Annotated in this window: 25 protein-coding genes and 3 tRNA genes; 19 read left to right on the forward strand and 9 right to left on the reverse strand. The window is 67.3% G+C overall.

What is annotated here, in order from left to right; all coding sequences use genetic code 11:
• Window positions 1-37: 37 nt before the first annotated feature.
• Window positions 38-589 carry a cupin domain-containing protein gene (locus ACZY1G_RS14875; RefSeq protein WP_463822813.1) on the forward strand — a complete coding sequence of 184 codons (552 nt, stop codon included), beginning with the start codon at window positions 38-40 and terminating at the stop codon, window positions 587-589.
• Here ACZY1G_RS14875 and ACZY1G_RS14880 read toward each other — a convergent pair.
• Window positions 573-986: an MmcQ/YjbR family DNA-binding protein gene (locus ACZY1G_RS14880; RefSeq protein ID WP_463822814.1), complete on the reverse strand. Its 414-nt coding sequence runs from the start codon at window positions 984-986 to the stop codon at window positions 573-575. The two genes, ACZY1G_RS14875 and ACZY1G_RS14880, sit on opposite strands and share 17 nt — an antisense overlap.
• A complete protein-coding gene (locus tag ACZY1G_RS14885) occupies window positions 979-1482 on the reverse strand; it encodes a metallophosphoesterase family protein (protein ID WP_463822815.1) in 504 nt (167 codons plus the stop codon). The genes ACZY1G_RS14880 and ACZY1G_RS14885 overlap by 8 nt, the downstream gene beginning before the upstream one ends.
• Before the next feature lie 76 nt (window positions 1483-1558).
• Here ACZY1G_RS14885 and ACZY1G_RS14890 point away from each other — a divergent pair, with 76 nt between their 5' ends.
• The 5 genes from ACZY1G_RS14890 to ACZY1G_RS14910 are packed head-to-tail and all read left to right on the forward strand — an operon-like array spanning window position 1559 to window position 6274.
• Window positions 1559-2206 (forward strand): WXG100 family type VII secretion target, encoded by a 648-nt coding sequence (locus ACZY1G_RS14890; protein ID WP_463822816.1) that lies wholly within the window; start codon window positions 1559-1561, stop codon window positions 2204-2206.
• A complete protein-coding gene (locus ACZY1G_RS14895) occupies window positions 2203-2493 on the forward strand; it encodes a WXG100 family type VII secretion target (protein ID WP_463812614.1) in 291 nt (96 codons plus the stop codon). Before ACZY1G_RS14890 ends, ACZY1G_RS14895 begins: the two co-directional genes overlap by 4 nt.
• Window positions 2494-2511: 18 nt before the next feature.
• Window positions 2512-5346 (forward strand): glycohydrolase toxin TNT-related protein, encoded by a 2835-nt coding sequence (locus ACZY1G_RS14900; RefSeq protein WP_463822817.1) that lies wholly within the window; start codon window positions 2512-2514, stop codon window positions 5344-5346.
• Window positions 5343-5855, forward strand: a complete 513-nt coding sequence (locus tag ACZY1G_RS14905; RefSeq protein WP_463822818.1) for an Imm61 family immunity protein — start codon at window positions 5343-5345, stop codon at window positions 5853-5855. Before ACZY1G_RS14900 ends, ACZY1G_RS14905 begins: the two co-directional genes overlap by 4 nt.
• A 5-nt stretch (window positions 5856-5860) precedes the next feature.
• A complete protein-coding gene (locus ACZY1G_RS14910) occupies window positions 5861-6274 on the forward strand; it encodes a hypothetical protein (RefSeq protein ID WP_463812617.1) in 414 nt (137 codons plus the stop codon).
• 99 nt (window positions 6275-6373) lie between these two features.
• On the opposite strand, the gene ACZY1G_RS14915 is transcribed toward ACZY1G_RS14910, so the two are convergent.
• On the reverse strand, window positions 6374-7291 hold the full coding sequence (locus ACZY1G_RS14915) for a BTAD domain-containing putative transcriptional regulator (RefSeq protein WP_463823006.1): 918 nt from the start codon (window positions 7289-7291) through the stop codon (window positions 6374-6376).
• A gap of 114 nt (window positions 7292-7405) precedes the next feature.
• Between ACZY1G_RS14915 and ACZY1G_RS14920 the strand changes: the two genes are divergently transcribed.
• Complete coding sequence (locus ACZY1G_RS14920) at window positions 7406-7972, forward strand: TetR/AcrR family transcriptional regulator (protein ID WP_463822819.1); 567 nt, start codon at window positions 7406-7408, stop codon at window positions 7970-7972.
• A gap of 4 nt (window positions 7973-7976) precedes the next feature.
• Here ACZY1G_RS14920 and ACZY1G_RS14925 read toward each other — a convergent pair.
• Together ACZY1G_RS14925 and ACZY1G_RS14930 are read right to left on the reverse strand one after the other, a co-directional pair.
• Window positions 7977-8049 (reverse strand) — tRNA-Arg (locus tag ACZY1G_RS14925).
• A gap of 22 nt (window positions 8050-8071) precedes the next feature.
• Window positions 8072-8163: transfer RNA gene (locus ACZY1G_RS14930), tRNA-Ser, on the reverse strand.
• Window positions 8164-8246: 83 nt separating this feature from the next.
• On the opposite strand from ACZY1G_RS14930, the gene hisC reads away from it, so the two are divergent.
• From hisC to ACZY1G_RS14950, 4 genes are read left to right on the forward strand one after another with little or no spacing between them, the layout of a single operon-like run.
• Window positions 8247-9302 carry a histidinol-phosphate transaminase gene (gene hisC / locus ACZY1G_RS14935; protein ID WP_463812619.1) on the forward strand — a complete coding sequence of 352 codons (1056 nt, stop codon included), beginning with the start codon at window positions 8247-8249 and terminating at the stop codon, window positions 9300-9302.
• A complete protein-coding gene (locus tag ACZY1G_RS14940; RefSeq protein WP_463812620.1) occupies window positions 9299-9772 on the forward strand; it encodes a DUF4334 domain-containing protein in 474 nt (157 codons plus the stop codon). The genes hisC and ACZY1G_RS14940 overlap by 4 nt, the downstream gene beginning before the upstream one ends.
• An 18-nt stretch (window positions 9773-9790) precedes the next feature.
• Window positions 9791-10237 carry a hypothetical protein gene (locus tag ACZY1G_RS14945; RefSeq protein WP_463812621.1) on the forward strand — a complete coding sequence of 149 codons (447 nt, stop codon included), beginning with the start codon at window positions 9791-9793 and terminating at the stop codon, window positions 10235-10237.
• 54 nt (window positions 10238-10291) lie between these two features.
• Window positions 10292-11116 carry a crotonase/enoyl-CoA hydratase family protein gene (locus tag ACZY1G_RS14950; RefSeq protein ID WP_463822820.1) on the forward strand — a complete coding sequence of 275 codons (825 nt, stop codon included), beginning with the start codon at window positions 10292-10294 and terminating at the stop codon, window positions 11114-11116.
• Between the two features lie 4 nt (window positions 11117-11120).
• Here ACZY1G_RS14950 and ACZY1G_RS14955 read toward each other — a convergent pair whose 3' ends face one another.
• Window positions 11121-12419 carry an MFS transporter gene (locus ACZY1G_RS14955; protein ID WP_463814756.1) on the reverse strand — a complete coding sequence of 433 codons (1299 nt, stop codon included), beginning with the start codon at window positions 12417-12419 and terminating at the stop codon, window positions 11121-11123.
• Between the two features lie 245 nt (window positions 12420-12664).
• On the opposite strand from ACZY1G_RS14955, the gene ACZY1G_RS14960 reads away from it, so the two are divergent.
• Entirely contained in the window at window positions 12665-13255 is a 591-nt protein-coding gene (locus ACZY1G_RS14960; protein WP_463822821.1) for a cutinase family protein, read from the forward strand.
• Window positions 13256-13317: 62 nt separating this feature from the next.
• The gene (locus tag ACZY1G_RS14965; RefSeq protein WP_463812624.1) at window positions 13318-13611 is read left to right on the forward strand and encodes a hypothetical protein; all 294 of its coding nucleotides are present in this window, start codon (window positions 13318-13320) and stop codon (window positions 13609-13611) included.
• Window positions 13612-13615: 4 nt separating this feature from the next.
• On the opposite strand, the gene ACZY1G_RS14970 is transcribed toward ACZY1G_RS14965, so the two are convergent.
• Window positions 13616-13702: transfer RNA gene (locus ACZY1G_RS14970), tRNA-Ser, on the reverse strand.
• Between the two features lie 10 nt (window positions 13703-13712).
• Window positions 13713-14225, reverse strand: coding sequence for a MarR family winged helix-turn-helix transcriptional regulator (locus ACZY1G_RS14975; RefSeq protein ID WP_463822822.1), 513 nt, complete (start codon window positions 14223-14225; stop codon window positions 13713-13715).
• A gap of 78 nt (window positions 14226-14303) precedes the next feature.
• On the opposite strand from ACZY1G_RS14975, the gene ACZY1G_RS14980 reads away from it, so the two are divergent.
• Entirely contained in the window at window positions 14304-15281 is a 978-nt protein-coding gene (locus ACZY1G_RS14980) for an NAD(P)H-quinone oxidoreductase (RefSeq protein ID WP_463822823.1), read from the forward strand.
• Here ACZY1G_RS14980 and ACZY1G_RS14985 read toward each other — a convergent pair.
• Window positions 15278-16474, reverse strand: a complete 1197-nt coding sequence (locus ACZY1G_RS14985) for a cysteine desulfurase-like protein (RefSeq protein ID WP_463812627.1) — start codon at window positions 16472-16474, stop codon at window positions 15278-15280. The genes ACZY1G_RS14980 and ACZY1G_RS14985 overlap by 4 nt on opposite strands.
• Window positions 16475-16606: 132 nt before the next feature.
• Here ACZY1G_RS14985 and ACZY1G_RS14990 point away from each other — a divergent pair, with 132 nt between their 5' ends.
• From ACZY1G_RS14990 to wzm, 5 genes are read left to right on the forward strand one after another with little or no spacing between them, the layout of a single operon-like run.
• Window positions 16607-18556, forward strand: a complete 1950-nt coding sequence (locus ACZY1G_RS14990) for a DUF6541 family protein (RefSeq protein ID WP_463822824.1) — start codon at window positions 16607-16609, stop codon at window positions 18554-18556.
• A 28-nt stretch (window positions 18557-18584) separates the two neighbouring features.
• Window positions 18585-19118, forward strand: coding sequence for a bacterial proteasome activator family protein (locus ACZY1G_RS14995; RefSeq protein ID WP_463812629.1), 534 nt, complete (start codon window positions 18585-18587; stop codon window positions 19116-19118).
• Window positions 19119-19125: 7 nt separating this feature from the next.
• Window positions 19126-19938, forward strand: coding sequence for a galactan export ABC transporter ATP-binding subunit Wzt/RfbE (gene wzt, locus ACZY1G_RS15000; RefSeq protein ID WP_463812630.1), 813 nt, complete (start codon window positions 19126-19128; stop codon window positions 19936-19938).
• A complete protein-coding gene (glfT1, locus tag ACZY1G_RS15005; RefSeq protein WP_463812631.1) occupies window positions 19931-20860 on the forward strand; it encodes a galactofuranosyltransferase GlfT1 in 930 nt (309 codons plus the stop codon). Before wzt ends, glfT1 begins: the two co-directional genes overlap by 8 nt.
• Window positions 20857-21687 (forward strand): galactan export ABC transporter permease subunit Wzm/RfbD, encoded by an 831-nt coding sequence (wzm, locus tag ACZY1G_RS15010; RefSeq protein WP_463812632.1) that lies wholly within the window; start codon window positions 20857-20859, stop codon window positions 21685-21687. Before glfT1 ends, wzm begins: the two co-directional genes overlap by 4 nt.
• The last annotated feature ends 2 nt before the right edge of the window (window positions 21688-21689 follow it).

Here is a 21689-nt window from a genome sequence, read left to right on the forward strand (position 1 = left end):
GCCACGACCGGGGTGGTCTCGGTGGTTGACTGAGTCAATGGATGTCCGTCGGGTTGTCACCGGTCACGATGCCGCCGGGAAGTCGGTGTTCGTCAGCGACCAGAGCGTCGCCCCGCGCACGCCGGTGCTGCTTCCCGGGTCGGAGTTCACGATGCTGTGGGGCGGCGACCAGACGCCGCACTTCCCCGACGACGGGTCGATGCCGAACTGGCGCACCTACTTTCCGCCGATCGGCGGGTTCCGGTTCTCGATGTTCACGCTGCCGCCGGGAACCGCCACGGCCAGGACGGACGACCTCACCACCGAGGAGGCGATCGCCGACGGCGAGGAGAAGCTGCCCGGCCTGCTGGCCTACATGGAACTCGATGATCCCGGTATGCACACCACCGACACCATCGACTTCGAGGTGGTGCTGGAGGGCACCGTGATCCTGGAGCTCGACGACGGCGCCGAGGTGACGCTGCACCCCGGGGACACCGTGGTGCAGAACGGGACTCGGCATCGGTGGCGCAATCCCGGCGACGTGCCGGCCCGGCTCGCACTGTTCTGCTGCGGTGCCGAGCACGACACGGTCACTCGTCTCGGCTGAGCCACTGCTGCGCGCGGCGTTTCGACGCGCGGGACAGCCACGCGTCCTGAATCAGTTCCTGGAGCTCGCTCACCGCGACCTCGCCGAGACGGCTCGCGCGCACCAGCACCGACAGATGCCCGTCGAAATGCGGCGTCGTGAAGACCGGCGACGACGGGTCCTGGGTGAGTGCGAGCTTGTCGGCCTCGGACTCCACCCAGATCACGATGACGTCCGGGTACTTCTCCCCGGTGTCGGGATCGACCGCGTCGGGCCGCGGGGTCCGGAAGAACACGAACGACTTGCCGCCGACCTGGTAGATCGGATTGCCGGCCTTCGGGCCCTCGATGCGCGTCACGTGCGGCATCCCGGCGGCGATGCGGTGCACGTCGTCGACGGTCGCGGGCCGCTCACTCACGGCGAGGCACCTGGTGCAGCTCGACGTCGGTCAGCACCCCCTCGCCGACCGTCGCCGTCATGTAGGTGCAGTGCGGCTGACGCCGGCGATCGGTCGGCGAGCCCGGGTTGAGCAGACGCAGACCGCCCTCGGCGGTGGTGTCCCACGGGATGTGGCTGTGGCCGAAGACCAGCACGTCGGTGTCGGGGTAGGCCTTGGCCATGCGAGCCTCGCGGCCTTCGGCACCGCCCGTCTCGTGCGTGACGGTGAAGCGCAGCCCGCCCAGTTCGACGTCGGCCCGTTCGGGCAGCCGGCGGCGCAGTTCGTCGCCGTCGTTGTTGCCCCAGCAGGCCACCAACCGGCGGGAGCGCTGCTCCAGCTCGTCGAGCAGTTCGGGTTCCACCCAGTCCCCGGCATGGATCACGACGTCGGCCGCGTCGACCGCATCCCACACCTGTGGCGGCAGGTCCTTGGCCCGCTTCGGCACGTGTGTGTCGGCGATCAGGAGGAGGCGCACGTCACCACCCTAGAACCTCGGGGCGCCGCGAAATTGGCGCACGGACCCCCTCCCGGCGGCCCATAGGCTGCTTGCCGTGGAGCGTTCGGTCGAGGTGGTGGTCTCGGAATTGCAGGCGGCGTCGGAGCGCCTGCGCGACGCCGGACAGCGGCTGCAGGACGGGTTGTCCGGCGTCGACCTGGAGACACGGCAGCTGCTGGGCTCGGGCTGGAAGGGCGGGGCTGCCTCGGCGTACGGGCCTGCGTGGGACCAGTGGCACACCGGAGCCGGCCAGGTGGTCCGTGGCCTGCAGAACATGGCCGACCTGCTGAGCCTCGCGGGCAAGGAGTACGCAAAAACCGACCAGCAGTCCGGTGAGGCACTGAACGCGACGATGCAGGGCGGTGGCGGCGGGGGTGCGCCCGCCGGAGGTGGCGGCGGGGGGGCTCCGAGTGCGGCGCCGGCGGCTTCCGCGGCGGTCGGTGGGGCTGCTGCTCCCTCCTCCGAGCCGCTGACGGGGTTGGCCAAGGCGATGAACCTCGATCAGCTGGGGTCGGTCGCGGAGTCCGCTCAGTCGGCGCCCCAACAACTCGGCGGCTTCCTGCAGCAGGGCGCTCAGATGGCCGGCGGCCTCGTCGAGCAGGTGTCGTCGATGGTCGAAAGCGCGGCACAGGGCGACCAGGCTCCCGCACCCGAATCGCCACCGGAATCCGGACGGGACTCGACGCCGAAGGACGAGCGATGAGCGAGCTGGTGGTGGACTTCGATGCGCTGCGCGCCGCGATCCGTCACATGGAGGAATTCGGCCGTGAGGTCACCGAGTGCCTCGACGACATCGAGCACACGATGGCCATGCTGCGCGGATCGTGGGAAGGCGCCGCCTCCGACGCCCAGGACCAGGCACAGAAGCAATGGGAGAGCGGCGCAGAGCAGATGAAGGAATCGCTCACCGCGCTGCAGAAAGTCGCCGACACGGCCCACAAGAACTACACCGACGCCGTCGCCAAGAACGGTCAGATGTGGCAGGTATGACCATCGGGGGGTCACTCAGTGCGGATCGAAGTTGACCCAGAGGCGCTGATCGCCGCGGGTCAGCAGACCGGAGCGATCGGTGCCCAACTGGCTCGGCTGTCGGATGCGCTGGGCGCGGCGCTGGGTGGCGGCATCTCCTCCGGCATGGACCCGGCGGGCATGAATTTCGGGCTGAAATACGGCCATCAGGCAGGCGAATTCACCTCGGCCGTCGCCGATGCCGCCAACGCCTTCAACGCCGTGGGCATGCTGTTGCAGGCCACCGGTTACAACTACCGCAACGCCGATGCGTCGGTGACGATCGGCGGCCCCGGCCCCTCGGGCGGCGTCGGCGCCGAGCCCGGTAAGGCCTTGCCCGCCCACGTTCCGGCCGGGCCCAACGGTGTCACCGTCCCGCCGCCGGACAAGTGGTATCTGATCCAACCGTTTCTGCAGGTGCTGCCTGGCATCGGCTTCTTCGCCGGCGCGGCGATGACGTGGCCGTCTGGCAATGCGCCAATCATGGGGGTGACGGCGACGCAGTGGCGCAACTTCGCCACCGGATTCGCGCTGATCGAGCCGCAGCTGACGGGCATCAAAAACGTGATCGCCGCCCAGCAGATCCCCGAGGTCGCGGCGATGAAGACCGCAATGGAGAGCCTGGGCACCGCCATCTCGTCGCTCGCCGACGTGTCGAAGTCTGTGGCGCAATCGATTACGGATTTTGCGAACGGCGTCCAGGAGACCCAGGACGCGATCCGGCGGATCCTCGACCGGCTGTCGTTGGACGGCCTGTGGGACACGGTGAAGGGCATCTTCACCGGTGAGGCCGACGACATCCTGCGGGAGGTCGCCCACGACATCGGCACGGTCCTGCACAACTTCCAGAGTCAGGTGAAGGGCATCGTCGGGCTGCTCGACGAACTCACCGGCCTCATCGGCGATGCGGCGACTGCGTTCCAGAAGTGGATCCGCCCCATCCTGGTCGAGACGTTCGGCGACCGGGTAGGCAACGACCTCGCCAACGCCGTGACGCTGTACACCGATATCCAGGTGGGTGCGGTGACCGGCTTGATCGGGACGGTGTCGGGGATCGTGGCGATGGCCGATCCGGACACCTGGAAGGGCATGGCCGAGATGGCGCTCTCGGTGGCCAAGGACCCGTCGAGCCTGCCTGGCGTGCTGGCGAACATGGGCAAGGAGTTCGTCGCGTGGGACAAGTGGTCGGGTGACCATCCTGGCCGTGCCGCGGGCGAGGCGGCGTTCAACATCGGCTCGCTGTTCGTGCCCGGCGGCGCGCTGTCGAAGACCGGCAGCGTCGCCAAGGGCCTGAACCTGAGCCGACGGGTGCTCGAAGAAGGCCGCCTGCCCAAGGTCGGCGAGCTGGGCAGCTGGACCCGTGGGACGCCGAGTCGCATTGAGACGCCGCATGTTCCGGAGTTCAACCCCAACGGCGCAGGCGGGGTGCCGCCGCTGCGGCCCGAGGGTATTCCGGGCGGTGCGGGGCCGGGGTCTGTCGGCGCCGGACCGGCGCCGGGTGGGTCGACGCCGTCGGGTGGCTCGCCGTCAGGTGGCGGGCCGTCGGGAGGCGGCCCGCGCACTGGTGAGCCATCGGCTCCTGGGGGCCGGCCGTCGGGCTCGGGTGCTGAGGGCGGTTCCGGTCCGCGGGCACCGGTGGATGCAGGACGAGGCGGCGGCGGCGACACGTCACCAGGTTCGGCGGCTTCGCCGAATGGATCGTCGCCGGGCGGGTCCACGCCGTCGGCGTCACCCGGCGGGGTCCCCGAATCTGGTGGCGGATCGACAACGCCGCACGGACCGTCGGGAGGGGCAACGGAGGCGCCCGCACACTCGGCTTCTTCCCAGCCGCCGGAGTCATCAGGCGGAGGTTCGCCCTCGCATGATGGGCCGTCAGAGGCGCCGACAAGCGCTGCGCCGCAGCATGTTCCGTCAGCTGAATCGACGCATCCCAACGGCGCGGATACGCCTGCCAACCCGCAAACAGACGCGCCACACCCAGCCGAGGCGCCTCCTCATGGGTCTCCTACCCCTGAGCACGCGACTGATGCCTCACCGCAGAGCAAGGAGTCGTCCGGTCATACCACTCCAACAGATGGCAGTCGGCTAGGAGAGCACGCAGGCGGAGGCACTGCGGCTGATGCACACGCTAGGACGGACACCGACCATCACACGGACGCCGGCACGCACGACCACAATGCGCCTAGTTCAGATCCTCACGCGCACTCGCCGGTGCATTCCCACGAACCGTCTGGGGATGGATGGCATCGAATCGATGACGGACCTGACGAACCAGAATACGGTCAGCCGCTCGAGCACCATTGGGAATCAGGGGAATACCCGACACCGAACGACGTCAACCGGGAGACATTGAGCCTTGTCGAGAATCCTCACGAGCCGTACGGGCATGATGAGCACGGCAACCCACTCAGCAAGGAACAGTACGACGAGCGGTACAACAAGATCGGACCCGACGGTGACCATTGGCATAACTACCCGCCGAATGACGGAGCGATGCCGGGAACTCGTGTGATGTATGAGTCGGGAAGCGCGTTCCTTCGAGACTACGGGCAACACCTCGACCGAATCGGCGGCCCCGGCGGCGCGTACCTTGGCGTCATGCCGGAAGGTGTTGCGCCATCATTTGAATCGCGCTCGCTTCCTGTCAAATCTTTGGAGCTCGAATACCACGCGTACACGTTCGGCGAATTGCCCAACGGATGGTCGATAGAGGTTTCACAAGTCGCGCCAGCTTTCGGCAGAGACGGCGGCGCTCTTCAAGTGCTCGTATACAACGCCGAGAACGTTGAAGTGCCTGTCGACCAGCTCCTCATCGACGGGATACTGGAAGAATGACCGCGCCTCCGATTTCAGATCGACTGGCTGAATGGGCGGCAGCCGCAAACTTCACGTTGACACCTGAGGATAGTTCAGGTGCTGCCATCTTCTGGTCGACTGGAGGCGAGACCCGCCTGTACGTCAGACGAACTCAGGATAGATATGCGCTCACGAGGGCACAGCGCCGGTCAACAGAACACCTCGAGTTGTTCGCTCCTACGATGAGCACCATCGAGCGCTACCTGTACGGCCAGTTTGGCGCGGCATATAGATCCATGCACCGCCTGAAACGTCTGCGGATTCCCAGTAAACGCGAGCTCATTGCTCGTGGCTACCGTCTCAGCGATATCGATGAAGAAGGACACTGCACCCTTTTCAGCCGAGAGGGAGATGTCGTAGCCGTTGCTGCCGGCGATATCAGTGCCGTATCGCGGCTCGTAATGCTTTCCCATTTTCTCTCGTCGTCGTTAAGTGACCTCACGGCTTCATTCAGTGATGCCGAAGGACGTCCGCTGTTTCCGGAGTAAGGACCATGACCGAGACGCCAGTCAACAGCGCATTTACCCTTTATCGTGGACGCTGGTTCGAGGTTCACCGCAGCACAAACGAGTGGCTAGCGATCAGCCACGACTATGGATTCGAATATCCGGACGCGCTGCAGTATGGCTCCTCACATGAGAGGTTCAGCCTTCCACTCAAGTGGGTCAAAGTGCCAAGGTCCAGCATCGGGGGCATCATCCACCGCCGAGTAACAGGAACTATCAAGGGGCACATCGTTTCCCTCAGTCGGCGATCACCCAACGGATTGATCTCTGTGAGTTTCATCGGATCCCCGGCAGCGGCAAAGGAAATCGGGCTGACTGGCGACCAGTACATGGGGCGGACCGGCACTTTCTCACCGGAAGAATTCGAGAACATTGATGTGAAGGAGACGCGTCACGAGTGACTTCAGGGCTCCACGAACTGAACAATTCGAGTGTGACGCTAGCTTTACGCTCCTCGCCGAGGGTGGCGGTAGCCTCACACTCGCGACTTGCTGGAAACGCTACGAACCCGTCACGAATCCGAGCACCGTCAGCCCGAACACCCCGAACAACAGCAGCGTGCCCGCCGCGTCGGATACCGGGTTCGCGCCCACCGCCGCCGTCACCACGCCCAGCAGCACCGCCAACGCCACGAAAGCCATTCGCACCCCGAGCAAAAGACGTTGCTGCACAACAACACTCAAGACCGCCGCAGGGACCGTACGCACCACCCACACCAGCGGGACAACGAGAGCCAGACCCAGTACTCCCGCTGCGATCCGCGGAATCACCGTCGACATCCCGTCGTCGTGTGCTGCCATCACCACGATCAGCGCCACCGCCAGGAACACCACCGACGCCGTCGCCATCCGCAACACGCGCGCCATCGCCAGCCCGATGTTGTCGGTCACCAACGGGCGCAACGCCGGATCGAGTCTGTCGGCAGCCAGCAGGCCCCGCACCGCCTGCGTCAGCGTCCCCCACCGCAGCCGGGCCACCGCGAGGTTGTGTGTCGCCAACGCGTTGTTCGGCTCGATCCGCAGCGCCTGCAGGTACTGCTGCTCGGCAGCTTTGAGCCCCCACGTCGTGCGAAAGATGTCGCCGCGCAACACCAGTGCGTCCGTGTTCGTCGGGTCCAGCCGCAACGACTCGTCGAGAACCGCCAGCGCCTGCTGATCCATGCGGGACTCGTGCAGCAGGCTCGCGTAGGTGTACTGCGCCAGCGCCGACCGTGGATGCTCCGTCACCAGACGCCACGCCATCGCCAACGCGTCGGCGCCACGGCCCTGCCCGTGCAACGCGAGCGCATACAACCGCATCGCATGCTCGTTCAACGGCTCGACGTTCAACACCGCCCAGGCCGCCGAGGCTGCCGCGCCGTAATCCTTCACGCCGAGACTGGCCTGAGCAGACTGCGTGAGCATGGCAACGTCGGACATCACCGGTGAATTTTATCGACGCTCACAGGGTGCCCCGCGCACGTCTTCGCCGGCGACGCCGGAATCCGTGCGTTAATTGGAGGCAGCAGAGACGACGGGCAGAGGTGAGGACACATGGCAGGCCGCAGCGGCAAGGCTGCCTCCGGCGAAGATTCTCGCGTCCTCCGCACCCGCGCCGACGTCGGCCGGACCGCACTCGACGTCTTGATCGCCGAAGGCTCCGACGCCGTCACCCACGCCCGCGTCGCCGAGCTCGCCGGCTACTCCAAGACCACGCTCTACACCCACTGGCCGTCCCGCGTCGACCTCCTGAAGATCGCAGTCGACGCCATCGGCGAGCTGCCCCACCAAGAGCCCACCGGCGAGCTGCGTGCCGATCTGATCGGTGAGCTGACCGCGTTCCGCACCGCCGTGGTGGACCTGCACATGGACAAGGTGCTCTACGCGATGGCGCAGTGGGCCTCGGTGGAGACCATGGGCGAGATCCGCGACGCGCTGAACAGCGAGGCGCAGCGTCCGATCCGGGCGATGTTGGAGAACGTCTTCGCCGGGGTCCAGCTGGAAGCGGCGATCTCCATGCTGGCGGGCGTGGTGGCGTGCCCGTCGTTGATGTTCGGCACTGTGCCGGGAGACGAAGTCATCGCGGCGGCTGTCGACATGGTGCTCGCCAACAAGAAATAGAGAGTGCGCCCGAAGGGATTCGAACCCCTAACCTTCTGATCCGTAGTCAGATGCTCTATCCGTTGAGCTACGGGCGCTTGGTGGTGCATGTTCAGTTGTTGGCGGAGGCGAGAGGATTTGAACCTCCGGCCCGCTTTAAGGCGGGCAACTCATTAGCAGTGAGTCCCATTCGGCCGCTCTGGCACGCCTCCTGACGTTGACCGCCGAAGGAAGAGAGTACACAGGCCCTGCCGCGAGAAGCAAAGCAGATCGACCGCACCCCTAAACTGGTTCGGTGCCCGCCCGTCTGCGTCCCGAACTCGCTGATCTGCCCGCCTACACGCCAGGCAAGACCGTGCCGGGTGCCATCAAGATCGCCAGCAACGAGACCGTGCACGGTCCCTTGCCCAGCGTGCGCGCCGCCGTCGCCGCCGCGATGGACGGCATCAACCGCTACCCCGACAACGGCTACGTCGAGCTCAAAGAGCGCCTTGCCAAGCACGTCAACTTCGCTCCCGAGCACATCTCGGTGGGCTGCGGGTCGGTGAGCCTGTGCCAGCAGCTGATCCAGATCACCTCGACCGTCGGTGACGAGGTGCTGTTCGGCTGGCGCAGCTTCGAGATCTACCCCCTGCAGGTCCGCACCGCCGGCGCCACCCCGATCCAGGTGCCGCTGAGCGACCACACCTTTGACCTCGACGCGATGCTGGCCGCGGTCACCGACCGCACCCGGCTGATTTTCGTCTGCAACCCCAACAACCCGACCAGCACCGTCGTCGACCCGGCCAAGCTCGCCGCGTTCGTCGAGGCCGTCCCGCCGCACATCATGGTGGTGCTCGACGAGGCCTACATCGAATACATCCGCGACGACCTGGTGCCCGACAGCTTCGGTCTCGTTCGATCGCACCCCAATGTGGTCGTGCTGCGGACCTTCTCGAAGGCCTACGGCCTGGCGGGCCTGCGCGTCGGTTATGCCGTCGCCGACCCTGACATCGTCAGCGCGCTGTCCAAGGTCTACGTGCCCTTCACCGCGACGACCGTGTCGCAGGCCGCCGCCATCGCCTCGCTCGACGCCGCCGATGAACTGCTCGAGCGCACCGACGCCGTCGTCGCCGAGCGCACCCGCGTCTCCCACGCCCTGCGCGAGGCCGGGTACGAGCTGCCGTCATCACAGGCCAACTTCGTCTGGCTGCCACTGCCCGGCCGCGCCCAGCAGTTCGCCGCCGACGCCGCCAACACCCGCATCATCGTGCGGCCCTATGGTGACGACGGCGTACGGGTCACCGTGGCTGCCCCGCACGAGAACGACGCCTTCCTCGACTTCGCCCGCACCTGGACAGGACGCTCATGACCGATCCCCGGAAGACCTTCACCGACCTGACCGCACGGACCGGCCGGATCGAGGACGCCGAGCTCGACACGTTCTGGGCCACGCTCGCCCCCGCCACCATCGAGTTCATGATCGGCGAATGGAAGGGCGGCGAGTTCGACACCGGCCACAAGGCCAACGGCTTCATGAAGCGGCTCAACTGGTTCGGCAAGACGTTCCACTCCGCGGCCGACGCGAAGCCGCTGGTCTGCTTCGACGCCGACGGCAACCGGTTCTCCAACGCCGAGGCGATGAACGGCGAAGCCAGCCTGTGGATGGAGGAGTTCCGCGGCGAGACGGTCGCGTCGATGGTCTACGACGGCAAGCCGGTGCACGACCACTTCAAGATCGTCGACGACAACGCGGTCATCGGCATCATGAACGGCAAGGGCGCCATGGACACCAGCTCCGGCACGCCGCGTCACCTGTATTTCTATCTCGAGCGGGTGTAGCCCCCTATCGTGGCGACCATGAGGACGCGCGCGCGGGTGACGACGACGGCCATGGTCGGGCTGGCAATCGTGCTCGGCGCGACGACGGCGTGCTCGCGCAGCACCGAAGGCGCGGTGGCGCAGACCACCGAGCCGGGACCGCCGCTGACCACCGAACGCAGCGCGCCGAGCATCCCCGGGATGCCGAGCATCCCCGGGTTGCCGGAGATCACGATTCCGAACCTGCCGCTGCCGACCCGCGGGTCGAACGTCCCCGAGGTGCCACCCCCACCGAACGCCACCAGCATGTCGTGCGAGGAGTATTCGAAACTCGATGAGGCGACCCGGCTCGCGGTGGTCAAGGCGATCCTCGCCCAGGGCAACAACCCGATCGGCGCCAACGGCGAGACGGTGGGCCAACTTCTCGCCGACGCCGCGTGCCAGTTCCTGCCGAGCGCGAAGGTCGCCGACGTTCTGATGGGCTGACGACTCGATGGGCTGATGGCTGCCGCCACGCGGCGGGAGCTAGCCTCATGGTCCATGGGCAGCAGCTACGAGTCAGTGACGGTCGAGATCGCCGACCGCATCGCGCAGGTCACGTTGATCGGCCCGGGCAAGGGCAACGCGATGGGGCCGGCGTTCTGGGTCGAACTCCCCCAGGTGTTCGCCGAGTTGGACGCTGACCCCGAGGTGCGCGCGATCGTCCTGACCGGCTCCGGCAAGAACTTCAGCTACGGGCTCGACCTGCCCGCGATGGGCGACACGCTGGCCCCGATGATGGCCGAGGGCGCCTTGGCCAAGCCCCGGGCCGAGTTCCACGCCCGCCTCAAGACCATGCAGCAGTCCATCACCGCTGTGGCCGACTGCCGCACGCCGGTGATCGCCTCGGTCCACGGCTGGTGCATCGGCGGCGGGGTCGATCTGATCTCGGCCGTCGACATCCGTTACGCGAGTGCCGACGCCAAGTTCTCGGTGCGTGAAGTCAAGCTCGCGATCGTCGCCGACGTTGGCTCGCTGGCGCGGCTACCGCTGATCCTGTCCGACGGGCATCTGCGTGAGCTGGCGTTGACGGGCAAGGACATCGACGCGGCGCGCGCCGAAAAGATCGGCCTGGTCAACGACGTGTACCCCGACGCCGACGCATCCCTGGCTGCGGCACGCGCGACCGCGGCCGAGATCGCCGCGAACCCGCCGCTGGTGGTTGCCGGCGTCAAGGACGTCCTCGACGAGCAGCGCACCGCGGCGGTGTCCGCGAGCCTGCGGTACGTGGCGGCGTGGAACTCGGCGTTCCTGGCTTCGAAAGACCTCACCGAGGGCATCACCGCGATGTTCGGCAAGCGTCCGCCGAACTTCACCGGCGAGTGACCCGCTAGATCCTGCGGCCCGCCGTCTCCGGCAGGGCCAGCACACAAGCGAGGCTGACCAGCCCCAGCGCGCCCATCATCACCGACACGGCCCATCCGCCGTAGGACGCCAGCAGCATCGGCGAGACGACGGGCGGCAAGGCGCCGCCGACGATCGCGCCCAGCGTGTGCGACAGCGCGGCGCCGGTGTAGCGGTACTCGGGGGCGAAGATCTCGGGAAGCAGCGCGGCGAGCGGCCCCATGCACCAGCCGATCAGGCAGTAGGTCACGACGATCGTCACGCCGAACATCGTCTTGTCGCCGGTCTCGATCAGCGGGAACACCGCGAACGCCCACGGCGCCGTCAGCGCGAACCCCCACGAGACGATGCGGCGCCGACCGTAGGTGTCGCTCAGGATCGCTGACACCGCGGCGAAGCCGACGGCGCACAGACCGCCGATCACCCCGGTCATCAACACCAGGTCGTAGGAGAAGTCGAGGCGGTCGGCGGCGTAGTGGACGAAGAAGGTGCCCGCCTGGAACACCAGCATGGGGGCGCACACCGCGACACCAGCGGCCAGCAGCACCTGACGGCCCTGCCGGCGGAACAGCGCGACCAGGGGGGCGCCCTGGTGTCCGGCGTCCGCGTCGAGCGCGGGGGAATCCTTGACGTGCACTCGGATGTAGAGCGCGACGAGGATCAGAATCCCGCTGAGCAAGAACGGGATTCGCCAGGCCCAGTCGAAGAAGGCCGAGCCAGGATCCTCGCCGAAGATCGCCTGCACCACCCAGAACACGAGGTTGGCCAGCACCAGCGCGGTGCCCAGGCCGAGCTGGGTGAACATGCCGAAGAAGCCGCGCCGATCCTGCGGCGAGTTCTCGGCACTGAGCAGTACCGCGCCCGCCCACTCGCCGCCGACGGCGAAGCCCTGGATCAGCCGTAGGCCGAGCAGCAACAGCGGCGCCGCGATTCCGATGGTTGCTGTGCTGGGGATGAGACCCACCCCGACGGTCGCGACGCCCATCAGCAGCAGGGTCACCACCAGGGTCTGCTTGCGGCTGATGCGGTCGCCGAAGTGACCGAACACGGCCGCCCCCACCGGACGGGCCAGGAACGCGGCCGCGAACGCCCCCAGCGAGGCCGTCGTCGCCATGATCGGGCTCAGCTCCGGGAAGAACACCGTCGGGAACACCAGTGCCGCGGCGGTGCCGTAGATGAAGAAGTCGTAGAACTCGATCGCCGAGCCCACGTAGCTGGACAGGGCGATCCGCCACAGCGGTTGGCTGGCTGTTGGGGCTGTCGCGGCTGTGGGCGCCGTTTCCATCGTCATGGGGTCGATATTGACGGGTTTGCCGGATATTCACATCCGCTATTGGGTGGAATGCCCCGGTGGATTGTGATGTCCACCGATCGGGGGATATGCCGCCCGCGCGCCAATCAATGGCAAACGAAGTTGCTGATGACGTTTCGATGACTTTGCTTTGTGCAACAGAGAACAGCATGAAGAAACGATCAATAGTGAGTGTCTTGTCCTCTGCCACAACCTTATGCGCGAGCATCACGACCGGAATGGTTGCACCTGCGGCGTCAGCACAGGATTGCAGTGATGTGGAAGTTGTGTTCGCCCGCGGGACGACGGAGCCTGCTGGGGTGGGGTGGCTCGGCACCGCGTTCATCAATTCTGTCCGCACCAAGGTCGGCAGCAAGTCGGTATCCAGTTACGCCGTGAACTATCCCGCCGACTGGAACCTGTACTCGTCGGTGCGGGTCGGCGCTTCCGACGCCCTGGCCCACGTGCACGCCACCGCGGCGAGCTGCCCGAACACCCGGATCGTGCTGGGCGGCTACTCGCAGGGGGCGGGGGTCATCGACCTCCTCGCGATCGGCCAGCGAGTCGGCCTGTTCACCCCGATGCCCATCCCCGCCGAGGACGAACCGCACGTCGCGGCGATCGCGGTGTTCGGCAATCCGATGCGCACGATGAACGGCGGTGGTTCGCTCGTCGACAAGAGCCCGGTCTACGGCAGCAGGACGATCGACCAATGCGCCACCGGCGACCAGTACTGCGACGCGGGACCCTCCAACAACACGGGGCACTTCGCCTATGTGCAGAACGGAATGGTCGACCAGGCGGCAGCCTTCGCCGCAGGCCGGGTGTAACGGGTTCGACGCGAGGCCCCGAGTTCTCACCGGTTCCGCCCAGCTCTGGCTACGATTCGTCGATGACGAGATCTGCGATCGCAGCCCTGTCGGTGGCGTTGGCTGCGGCCGTCGCCCCCGTCGCTTCCGCTCCCACCGCAGGCGCCGACATCTGCGCCGGCGTCCACGGCCGCTTCGTCGGCGTCGAGGGCTGCGGCGCACCGATCGCGCACATCGCCACCGGCGCGGCGATCGCGACCGGCGTGGCCGCCGGCGTCGCCATCGAATCGGCGTCCGTACCGTACGTGCCCGGGGAGATCCCCTGCTACACCGTGGAAGGGGTTCCCTATTACACCCCGCCCGGACAACCCTGCTGACCTGCGGTGGCGGAGGGATTTGAACCCCCGGACGGTGTTAGCCGTCTCTCGCTTTCAAGGCGAGTGCATTAGGCCGCTCTGCCACGCCACCGCGGGACAGTCTAGACGCGGCCCACCTTCGCCGACGGCGCCCCCGACTGCAGCGCGGTGCTGATCCGGCGGCAGTTCTCCCCCATCGCCGCCACCTGCGGCCGCGACAGCCTGTCCACGAAATGCTCGCGGACAGCCGCCCCGTACGTCAGTTGCGCCGCCGCCAGCACGTCACGGCCTTGCGGGGTGATGGACGCCACCACCCCGCGACCGTCGTCCGGGCTGGCGCCGCGGGTCACCAGGTTCTGCTTCTCGAGCCGGATGATCTGCCGTGTCACGCGGCTCGGCAACGACATCAACGACTCCGCCAGATCCCCCATCCGGGCCGCCCCCGCCGGCGATGCCGCCAACAGGTCCAGCAGCCGTACGTCATTCAGCGTGAGCTTGTGGCTGTCCACAAGCGCCCGATTCATCGTGGCGTACAAGCGCAGCGCGGCCTCCAAGAAGTTCTGCCACGCACGCTGTTCTGACATGTCCAAACCTGGCGTATCGCTCGCACTACGCCCCCCGATTATCCCCTCCATTTGCCCATATTAGAGGCAGCACCCTAATGCCAGTGGGCAAACAGGCTGCAGTTTCCCCTGCGTAGTAGCGTTGCGCGAATGCTGGCTATCGTGGCCGACTCCGGCCGACTGACCTGGCAAGCCGTCGACGATGTGACCCCGGGCCCCGGCGAGGTGCTGCTGCGGGTGATCGCGGCAGGGGTCAACAGGGCTGATCTCCTCCAGGCGGCCGGCCACTATCCGCCCCCGCCGGGCGCCAGCGACATCATCGGTCTCGAGGTGTCCGGCGTGATCGAGAGTCTGGGCGCCGACCTCGATAACACGGACTGGGCGCCGGGGCAACAGGTCTGCGCTTTGCTGGCGGGCGGCGGTTACGCCGAGTACGTGGCAGTCCCAGCTGGTCAGCTGCTTCCCGCTCCCGAGGGTGTGCCGCTCGAACACGCCGCCGCGCTGCCCGAGGTCGCGTGCACCGTCTGGTCGAACATCGTGATGACCGCCGGGATCGCGCCCGGCCAGCTTCTCCTGGTGCACGGGGGCGCCAGCGGCATCGGCACCCACGCCATCCAGGTCGCCCGCGCGCTGGGCTGCCGGGTCGCCGTGACCGCGGGTTCGGCGAACAAACTGGAGCTGTGCGCGGAACTCGGCGCCGAGATCACCATCGACTACCACAACGAAGAGTTCGTCGAGGTGATCCGCGAGGCCGGCGGCGCCGATGTCATCCTCGACATCATGGGAGCGGCCTACCTGGACCGCAACATCGACGCCCTGGCCAAGGACGGCCGCCTGGTGATCATCGGCATGCAGGGCGGCGTCAAGGGCGACCTCGACATCGGCAAGCTGTTGGCCAAGCGCGGCGGCGTGTTCGCCACCGCGCTGCGCGCCCGTCCCGTCGACGGACCCGCCGGGAAGTCGGCGATCGTGGCGCAGGTGCGCGAGCAGGTGTGGCCGATGATCGCTGATGGCCAGGTCCGGCCGGTGATCGGCGCCGAGTTCCCGATCTCGCAGGCCCAGGCTGCTCACGAGCTGCTCGAATCCGGCGACGTGTCCGGCAAAGTCATTCTGCGCGTGTGTGATTAGCCGAGCGAGGCCAGCGCCCGCACCAGTTGATCCACCTCGGCGGCGGTGCTGTAGTGCGCCAGGCCGATCGTCACCGCGCCACCGACGTCGTTGACGCCGATGACGTCGAGCACCCGCGACGGCGCGTTCGCGATCGCGAGGATGCCGTTGTCGGCAAGGCGCTGCACGACGCGTTCGGCGGGCACGTTCTCGACAGCGAAGCTCAACACCGGGATGCGTTGCTCGGGGCTGCCGATCACGATGACTGTCGGTAGTACCCGCAGCGAGGACAGCAGGTAGTCGAACAGACCGTCGAGGTAGCTCGAGGCGGACCTCAACGACACGGCCAGCCGCTCGCGGCGGCTGCCCTGGGCCGAATCCTCAAGACCAGCAAGGTATTCGACGCTGGCCACGAGGCCCGCGAGGTAGCCGAACTGGTGCGATCCCAACTCGAGACGCGCCGGCCCGGCGGCCTCCGGATCCAGCGACACGGACCCGAACGCGTCGATGAGCGACGGGTCTCGGAACACGAGCGCGCCGACCGGCGGACCACCCCAGGCCAGCGCGTTGAGCGCCACGACGTCGGCCTCCACCTCGTCGATGTCGATGAGGCGATAGGGCGCCGCTGCGGAGTGGTCGACGACGACAAGGCCGCCGACCTCGTGGACCAGTTTGGTCACCTCGCGCAGCTCGGTGACCGTACCCAAAGTCGTTGACGCCGAGGTCAATGCGACGAGCCGGGTGGCCCGGTTCACCAGACCCTCCCACTGCCAGGTGGGCAGCTCCCCGGTCTCGATGTCCACCTCGGCCCACTTGACCTGGGCGCCGTACCGGTTCGATGCGCGTAGCCACGGAGCGATGTTCGCCTCGTCGTCGAGCCGAGACACGACCACCTCGTAGCCGAGCCCAACGCGACCCGACGCGGCGTCGGCGAGCGAGGTCAGCAGCACCGCGCGATCGGGGCCGAGAACCACTCCCGCCGGGTCTCCGTTGACCAGATCGGCCACCGCCTGGCGGGCCGCCGCGAGGACGGCCGCACTGCGCCGCGACGAGGGATGTGCACTGTCCACCGAGGGCATCGAGCCACGAAAAGCGGTGGACACGGCACGGCTGACCGTGTCGGGCAGCAGCATCCCGTGCTGCGCATCAAGGTGCACCCAGCCATCGCCCAGCGACGGGTGCAGACCCCGCACCCGGGCGACGTCGTATGCCATGTCAGCCCACCTTAGTGCGTCTAGGGAATCTCGCTGTACCGCTGCAGCGCAGACGGTGAGCGATTGCCCGACCTCGCTCGTGCTGCCCGTGCCGTGGCCGGTACGGGTCATCTGGGCAGCCATACTAGTCCAGTGAGCTTCGGGCTTGGAGTGCTACTTGCCCTCGCGTTGCTGGTGGTCCCCGGGGCAATCATCGCTCGGTGCGGCGGCCTGCACTGGGCTGCCTCGGTGGCGATCGGGCCCGCGCTGACCTACGGCGCGGTGGCCATGGCGATCGTGCCGTTCGGGGCGCTCGGGGTGCCATGGAACACGGGCACGGCGCTGCTCACTTTCGCGGTGCTCACGGGCCTGGTCGCCGGTGTACGAGTACTGGCGCGCCGGATCCGGACGCCCGCAGCGGACCCGGCCGAACGCGCACGTCCGCCGCGCGGCGCCGTACTCGTGGCCGGCGGTGGCGTCGTCCTGGGCGCGGTCCTCATCTGGCTCGCCGCTGCGCGTGGACTGGACGACTGGCAGTCGATCCCCAGCACCTGGGACGCGGTGTGGCACGCCAACACGATCCGGTTCATCCTCGACACCGGCCAGGCCTCCCCCACCCACATGGGCGAACTGCGCAACATCGAAACCCACGAGGCGCTGTACTACCCGTCCACCTTCCACGCCCTCGCCGCGGTGTTCGCCCAGGTGGCCGGTGCCGCGCCGGCGACGGCCTACACCGTCGTCTCCGTCGCTGTGTCCTGCTGGCTGTTCCCCGCCAGCGCCGCGATCTTGACGTGGCAGCTCATGCACCGCTGGGCGGCACCGTGGCCCACGTTCGCCGCCGCCGCCACCTCCGCGGTGCTGGCGGCGTCGTTCACCGCCGTCCCGTACGTCGAGTTCGACACGGCTTCGATCCCCAACCTCGCCGCCTACGGCATCGCCATCCCGGTCTTCGTGCTCGTCACGACGACGCTGGCGCACCGCGACCGCATCCCGATGGCCGTGCTCGCCGTGGTGGGGGTGTTTTCGGTTCACATCACCGGCGGCGTGGTGACGGTCGTCTTCGTCGCGGCCTGGTGGCTGGTCGAGGTGCTGCGCCACCCCGTCCGGGGGCGGTTGGCCGACCTCGGCACCCTCGTCGCCGTCGGCGCTCCGTCGGTGGCGCTGCTGCTGCCCCAGTTCCTCGGCGTGCTGCAGCTGGCCGAGATCATCGAAGGGCATTCCTTCGTGACTCATCAGGGCAGGAAGCGGGCGCTCTTCGATGCCGTCGTGCAGCACACCCGCCACCTCAACGACTTCCCGATCCAGTGGTGGCTGATTGCGCTGGCAGCAGCCGGGGGCATCCTGATCACCGCGCGGCGGGTGTGGTGGCCCGTGCCGGTGTGGCTTCTGCTGGTCGTGTCGATCGTGCACTCCTCCGCGCCGTTCGGCGGCCCACTGGGCGCGGCCACCGGCCAGTTCAGCGACTTGTTCTACAGCGACCCCCGCCGGCTGTCGGCGGTGATCACGCTGCTGCTGAGCGCGCTGGTCGGAATCGCCGCGGTGACCGCCGCCTGTTGGCTCGCCGCCCGTGTCCCGGCAGTGCCGGCTCGGGTCCGGCACGCGACGGTGGCCGCAGTTCTCGGCGTGGCGTCCGTCGTCTCCGCTGTGCACTACCTGCCCCGCCACGAGTTCCTCTTCGGCGACAAGTACGACTCGGTGATCATCGACGGCAAGGACCTCGAGGCCTTCGCGCACCTCGCGACGCTGCCCGGGGCACGCGAGAGCCTGATCGCGAACGCAAACACCGACGGCACCGCGTGGATGTACGCCATCGCCGACCTGCACCCGCTGTGGACCCACTACGACTACCCGGTGCAGCAGGGGCCCGGCTACAACCGCTTCATCATCTGGGCCTACGCCGACGACGCCGACACCGATCCCCGGGTGGCCGAGGCCGTCGCAGCGCTCGACATCCGCTACCTTCTCGTGAGCACGCCGGTGGTTCGGGGGTTCGTGATTCCCGACGGCCTGGCGTCGCTGGACAAATCCCGCTCCTGGGAGAAGATCTACGACAACGGCGAGGCGCGCATCTACCAGTGGCGCGGAGCCCGACCGGAATGACGACGCAACGCTGGGGCACTCTAGGAATATGACTTCAGGCGGGACTTCAGGCATGACCTCCGAAAACGACGACAACATCGAGATCATCGGCGACGGATCGGTCGACGCCGAGCAGGGCTCCGACGGCAAGTCGCTGACCGACCTCGTCGAGCAGCCCGCCAAGGTCATGCGGATCGGCACGATGATCAAGCAGCTTCTCGAGGAGGTGCGCGCCGCACCGCTCGACGAGGCGAGCCGCGGCCGGTTGCGTGACATCCACCGCACCAGCATCAGCGAGCTGGAAGACGGCCTCGCGCCGGAGCTGCGTGCCGAACTCGAGCGGCTCACGCTGCCGTTCACCGAAGACGCGGTGCCCACGGATTCCGAGCTGCGGATCGCCCAGGCGCAGCTGGTGGGCTGGCTGGAAGGCCTGTTCCACGGCATCCAGACCGCGCTGTTCGCCCAGCAGATGGCCGCCCGTCAGCAGCTCGAGCAGATGCGCCAGGGCGCCTTGCCGCCCGGTGTGAGCATTCCGGGACAACGCGGCGGGCCCAGTCATCCCGGTACCGGCCAGTACCTGTGAGACATCGGTGAGCAGTCCCCACAACTCGTCGGAACCGTTCATCGAGACGCGTAATGCGTGGGTGGAGTTTCCGATCTTCGACGCCAAGACGCGCTCGCTGAAGAAGGCCTTCCTCGGCAAGGCCGGTGGCGCGATCGGGCGCAACGACTCCAACGTCGTCGTCATCGAGGCGCTGCGCGACATCACGATGTCGCTGAAGATGGGCGACCGGGTCGGTCTGGTCGGGCACAACGGAGCCGGCAAGTCGACGCTGCTTCGCCTGCTCTCCGGCATCTACGAACCCACCCGGGGAGTGGCGACGGTGCAGGGCCGGGTGGCTCCCGTGTTCGACCTGGGCGTCGGCATGGACCCGGAGATCTCCGGCTTCGAGAACATCATCATCCGGGGTCTGTTCCTCGGGCAGACACGCAAGCAGATGCTGTCCAAGGTCGACGAGATCGCCGAATTCACCGAGCTGGGGGACTACCTGTCCATGCCGCTGCGGACCTACTCGACCGGTATGCGTGTGCGATTGGCAATGGGTGTGGTGACCAGCATCGATCCGGAGATCCTGCTGCTCGACGAGGGCATCGGAGCGGTCGACGCCGACTTCCTGAAGAAGGCGCAGACCCGATTGGCCGATCTGGTGGCCCGGTCGGGAATCCTGGTGTTCGCCAGCCATTCCAACGAGTTCCTGGCCCGGTTGTGCAACACCGCGATGTGGATCGACCACGGCACCGTGAAGATGGAGGGCGGCATCGAGGACGTGGTGCGGGCCTACGAGGGTGAGGACGCCGCACGGCACGTGCGGGAAGTCCTGGAGGAAACCGCGCGTGGGTGACGTCTTCGTCGATGAGCGCTCGCGCGAAGAGCAGACCATATGCGCGGTGGTGGTGACCCACCGCCGTCCCGACGAGCTCACGAAGTCCCTCGACATCGTGGCGTCGCAGAGTCGCCGGCCCGACCACCTCATCGTCGTCGACAACGATGCCGACGACCGGGTGCGCGATATCGTTGCCGGACAACCGATTCCGACAACCTACCTGGGTTCGCAGCGCAATCTGGGCGGCGCGGGCGGTTTCGCGCTCGGCATGCTGCACGCCCTGGCGCTCGGCGCGGACTGGGTGTGGCTGGCCGACGACGACGGCCGCCCGGCAGACAGCGAGGTGCTGGGCACCCTGCTGAGGTGCGCCGACCGACACGGCCTGGCCGAGGTGTCGCCGATGGTGTGCAACCTCGAGCACCCCGAACGGCTGGCCTTCCCGCTGCGCCGCGGACTCCAGTGGCGGCGCCTGGTCAGCGAATTGCGTACCGACGGAAGCGGAGACCTGCTGCCGGGCATCGCATCGCTCTTCAACGGCGCCCTGTTCCGCGCGTCCACGATCGAGGCGGTGGGCGTGCCGGATCTGCGACTGTTCATCCGCGGCGACGAGACCGAGGTGCATCGGCGGCTGATCCGAACGGGCCTGCCGTTCGGCACCTGCCTGGACGCGGTGTACCTGCATCCATGCGGGACCGAGGAATTTAAGCCGATCCTGGGCGGCCGCATGCACACCCAGTACCCCGACAACGACGCCAAACGGTTCTACACCTACCGCAACCGCGGCTACCTGCAGTCGCAACCCGGCATGCGCCGACTCGTCGCCCAGGAGTGGCTGCGCTTCGGCTGGTACTTCCTGGTGTCGACGCGCGACCCCCGCGGCTTCGCCGAGTGGATTCGGTTGCGGCGGTTGGGACGACGAGAGAGGTTCACACGGAAATGACGTTCACCGATGCCGCAGCGCAATCGAGGACGTTCACCCGGGCCTGGGCCGACCTGGTCGGCGGCTTCGGCAAGCGTGAGCTCTGGTTTCACCTGGGCTGGCAGGACATCAAGCAGCGCTACCGGCGTTCGGTGCTCGGCCCGTTCTGGATCACCATCGCCACGGGCACGACCGCCGTCGCGATGGGTGCGTTGTACTCGAAGCTGTTCAAACTCGAACTGTCCGAACACCTTCCCTACGTCACACTCGGGCTGATCATCTGGAACCTGATCAACGCCTCGATCCTCGAGGGCGCCGAGGTGTTCATCGCCAACGAAGGTCTGATCAAACAGCTTCCGACGCCACTGTCGGTGCACGTCTACCGCCTGGTGTGGCGGCAGATGATCCTGTTCGCGCACAACATCATCATCTTCGTGATCATCGCGATCATCTATCCCAAGCCCTGGAAATGGACCGACCTCGCCGTCATCCCTGCACTGGGTCTGATCGCGTTGAACTGCGTCTGGGTGTCACTGTGTTTCGGCATTCTCGCGACCCGCTACCGCGACATCAGCCCCCTGCTGAACAGCCTGGTGCAGCTGCTGTTCTTCATGACACCGATCATCTGGAACGAGTCCACACTGCAGGCCCAGGGCGCCGGACACTGGGCCAAGATCGTCGAACTCAATCCGTTGCTGCACTACCTCGACATCGTGCGGGCGCCTCTGCTCGGCGCGGATCAGGAACTGCGGCACTGGGTCGTCGTGCTGGTGCTGACAGTGCTCGGCTGGGTGTGCGCTGCGCTGGCGATGCGCCAGTATCGCGCCCGGGTGCCGTACTGGGTGTGACC

The organism is Mycobacterium sp. IDUB_5 (genome assembly GCF_055419565.1).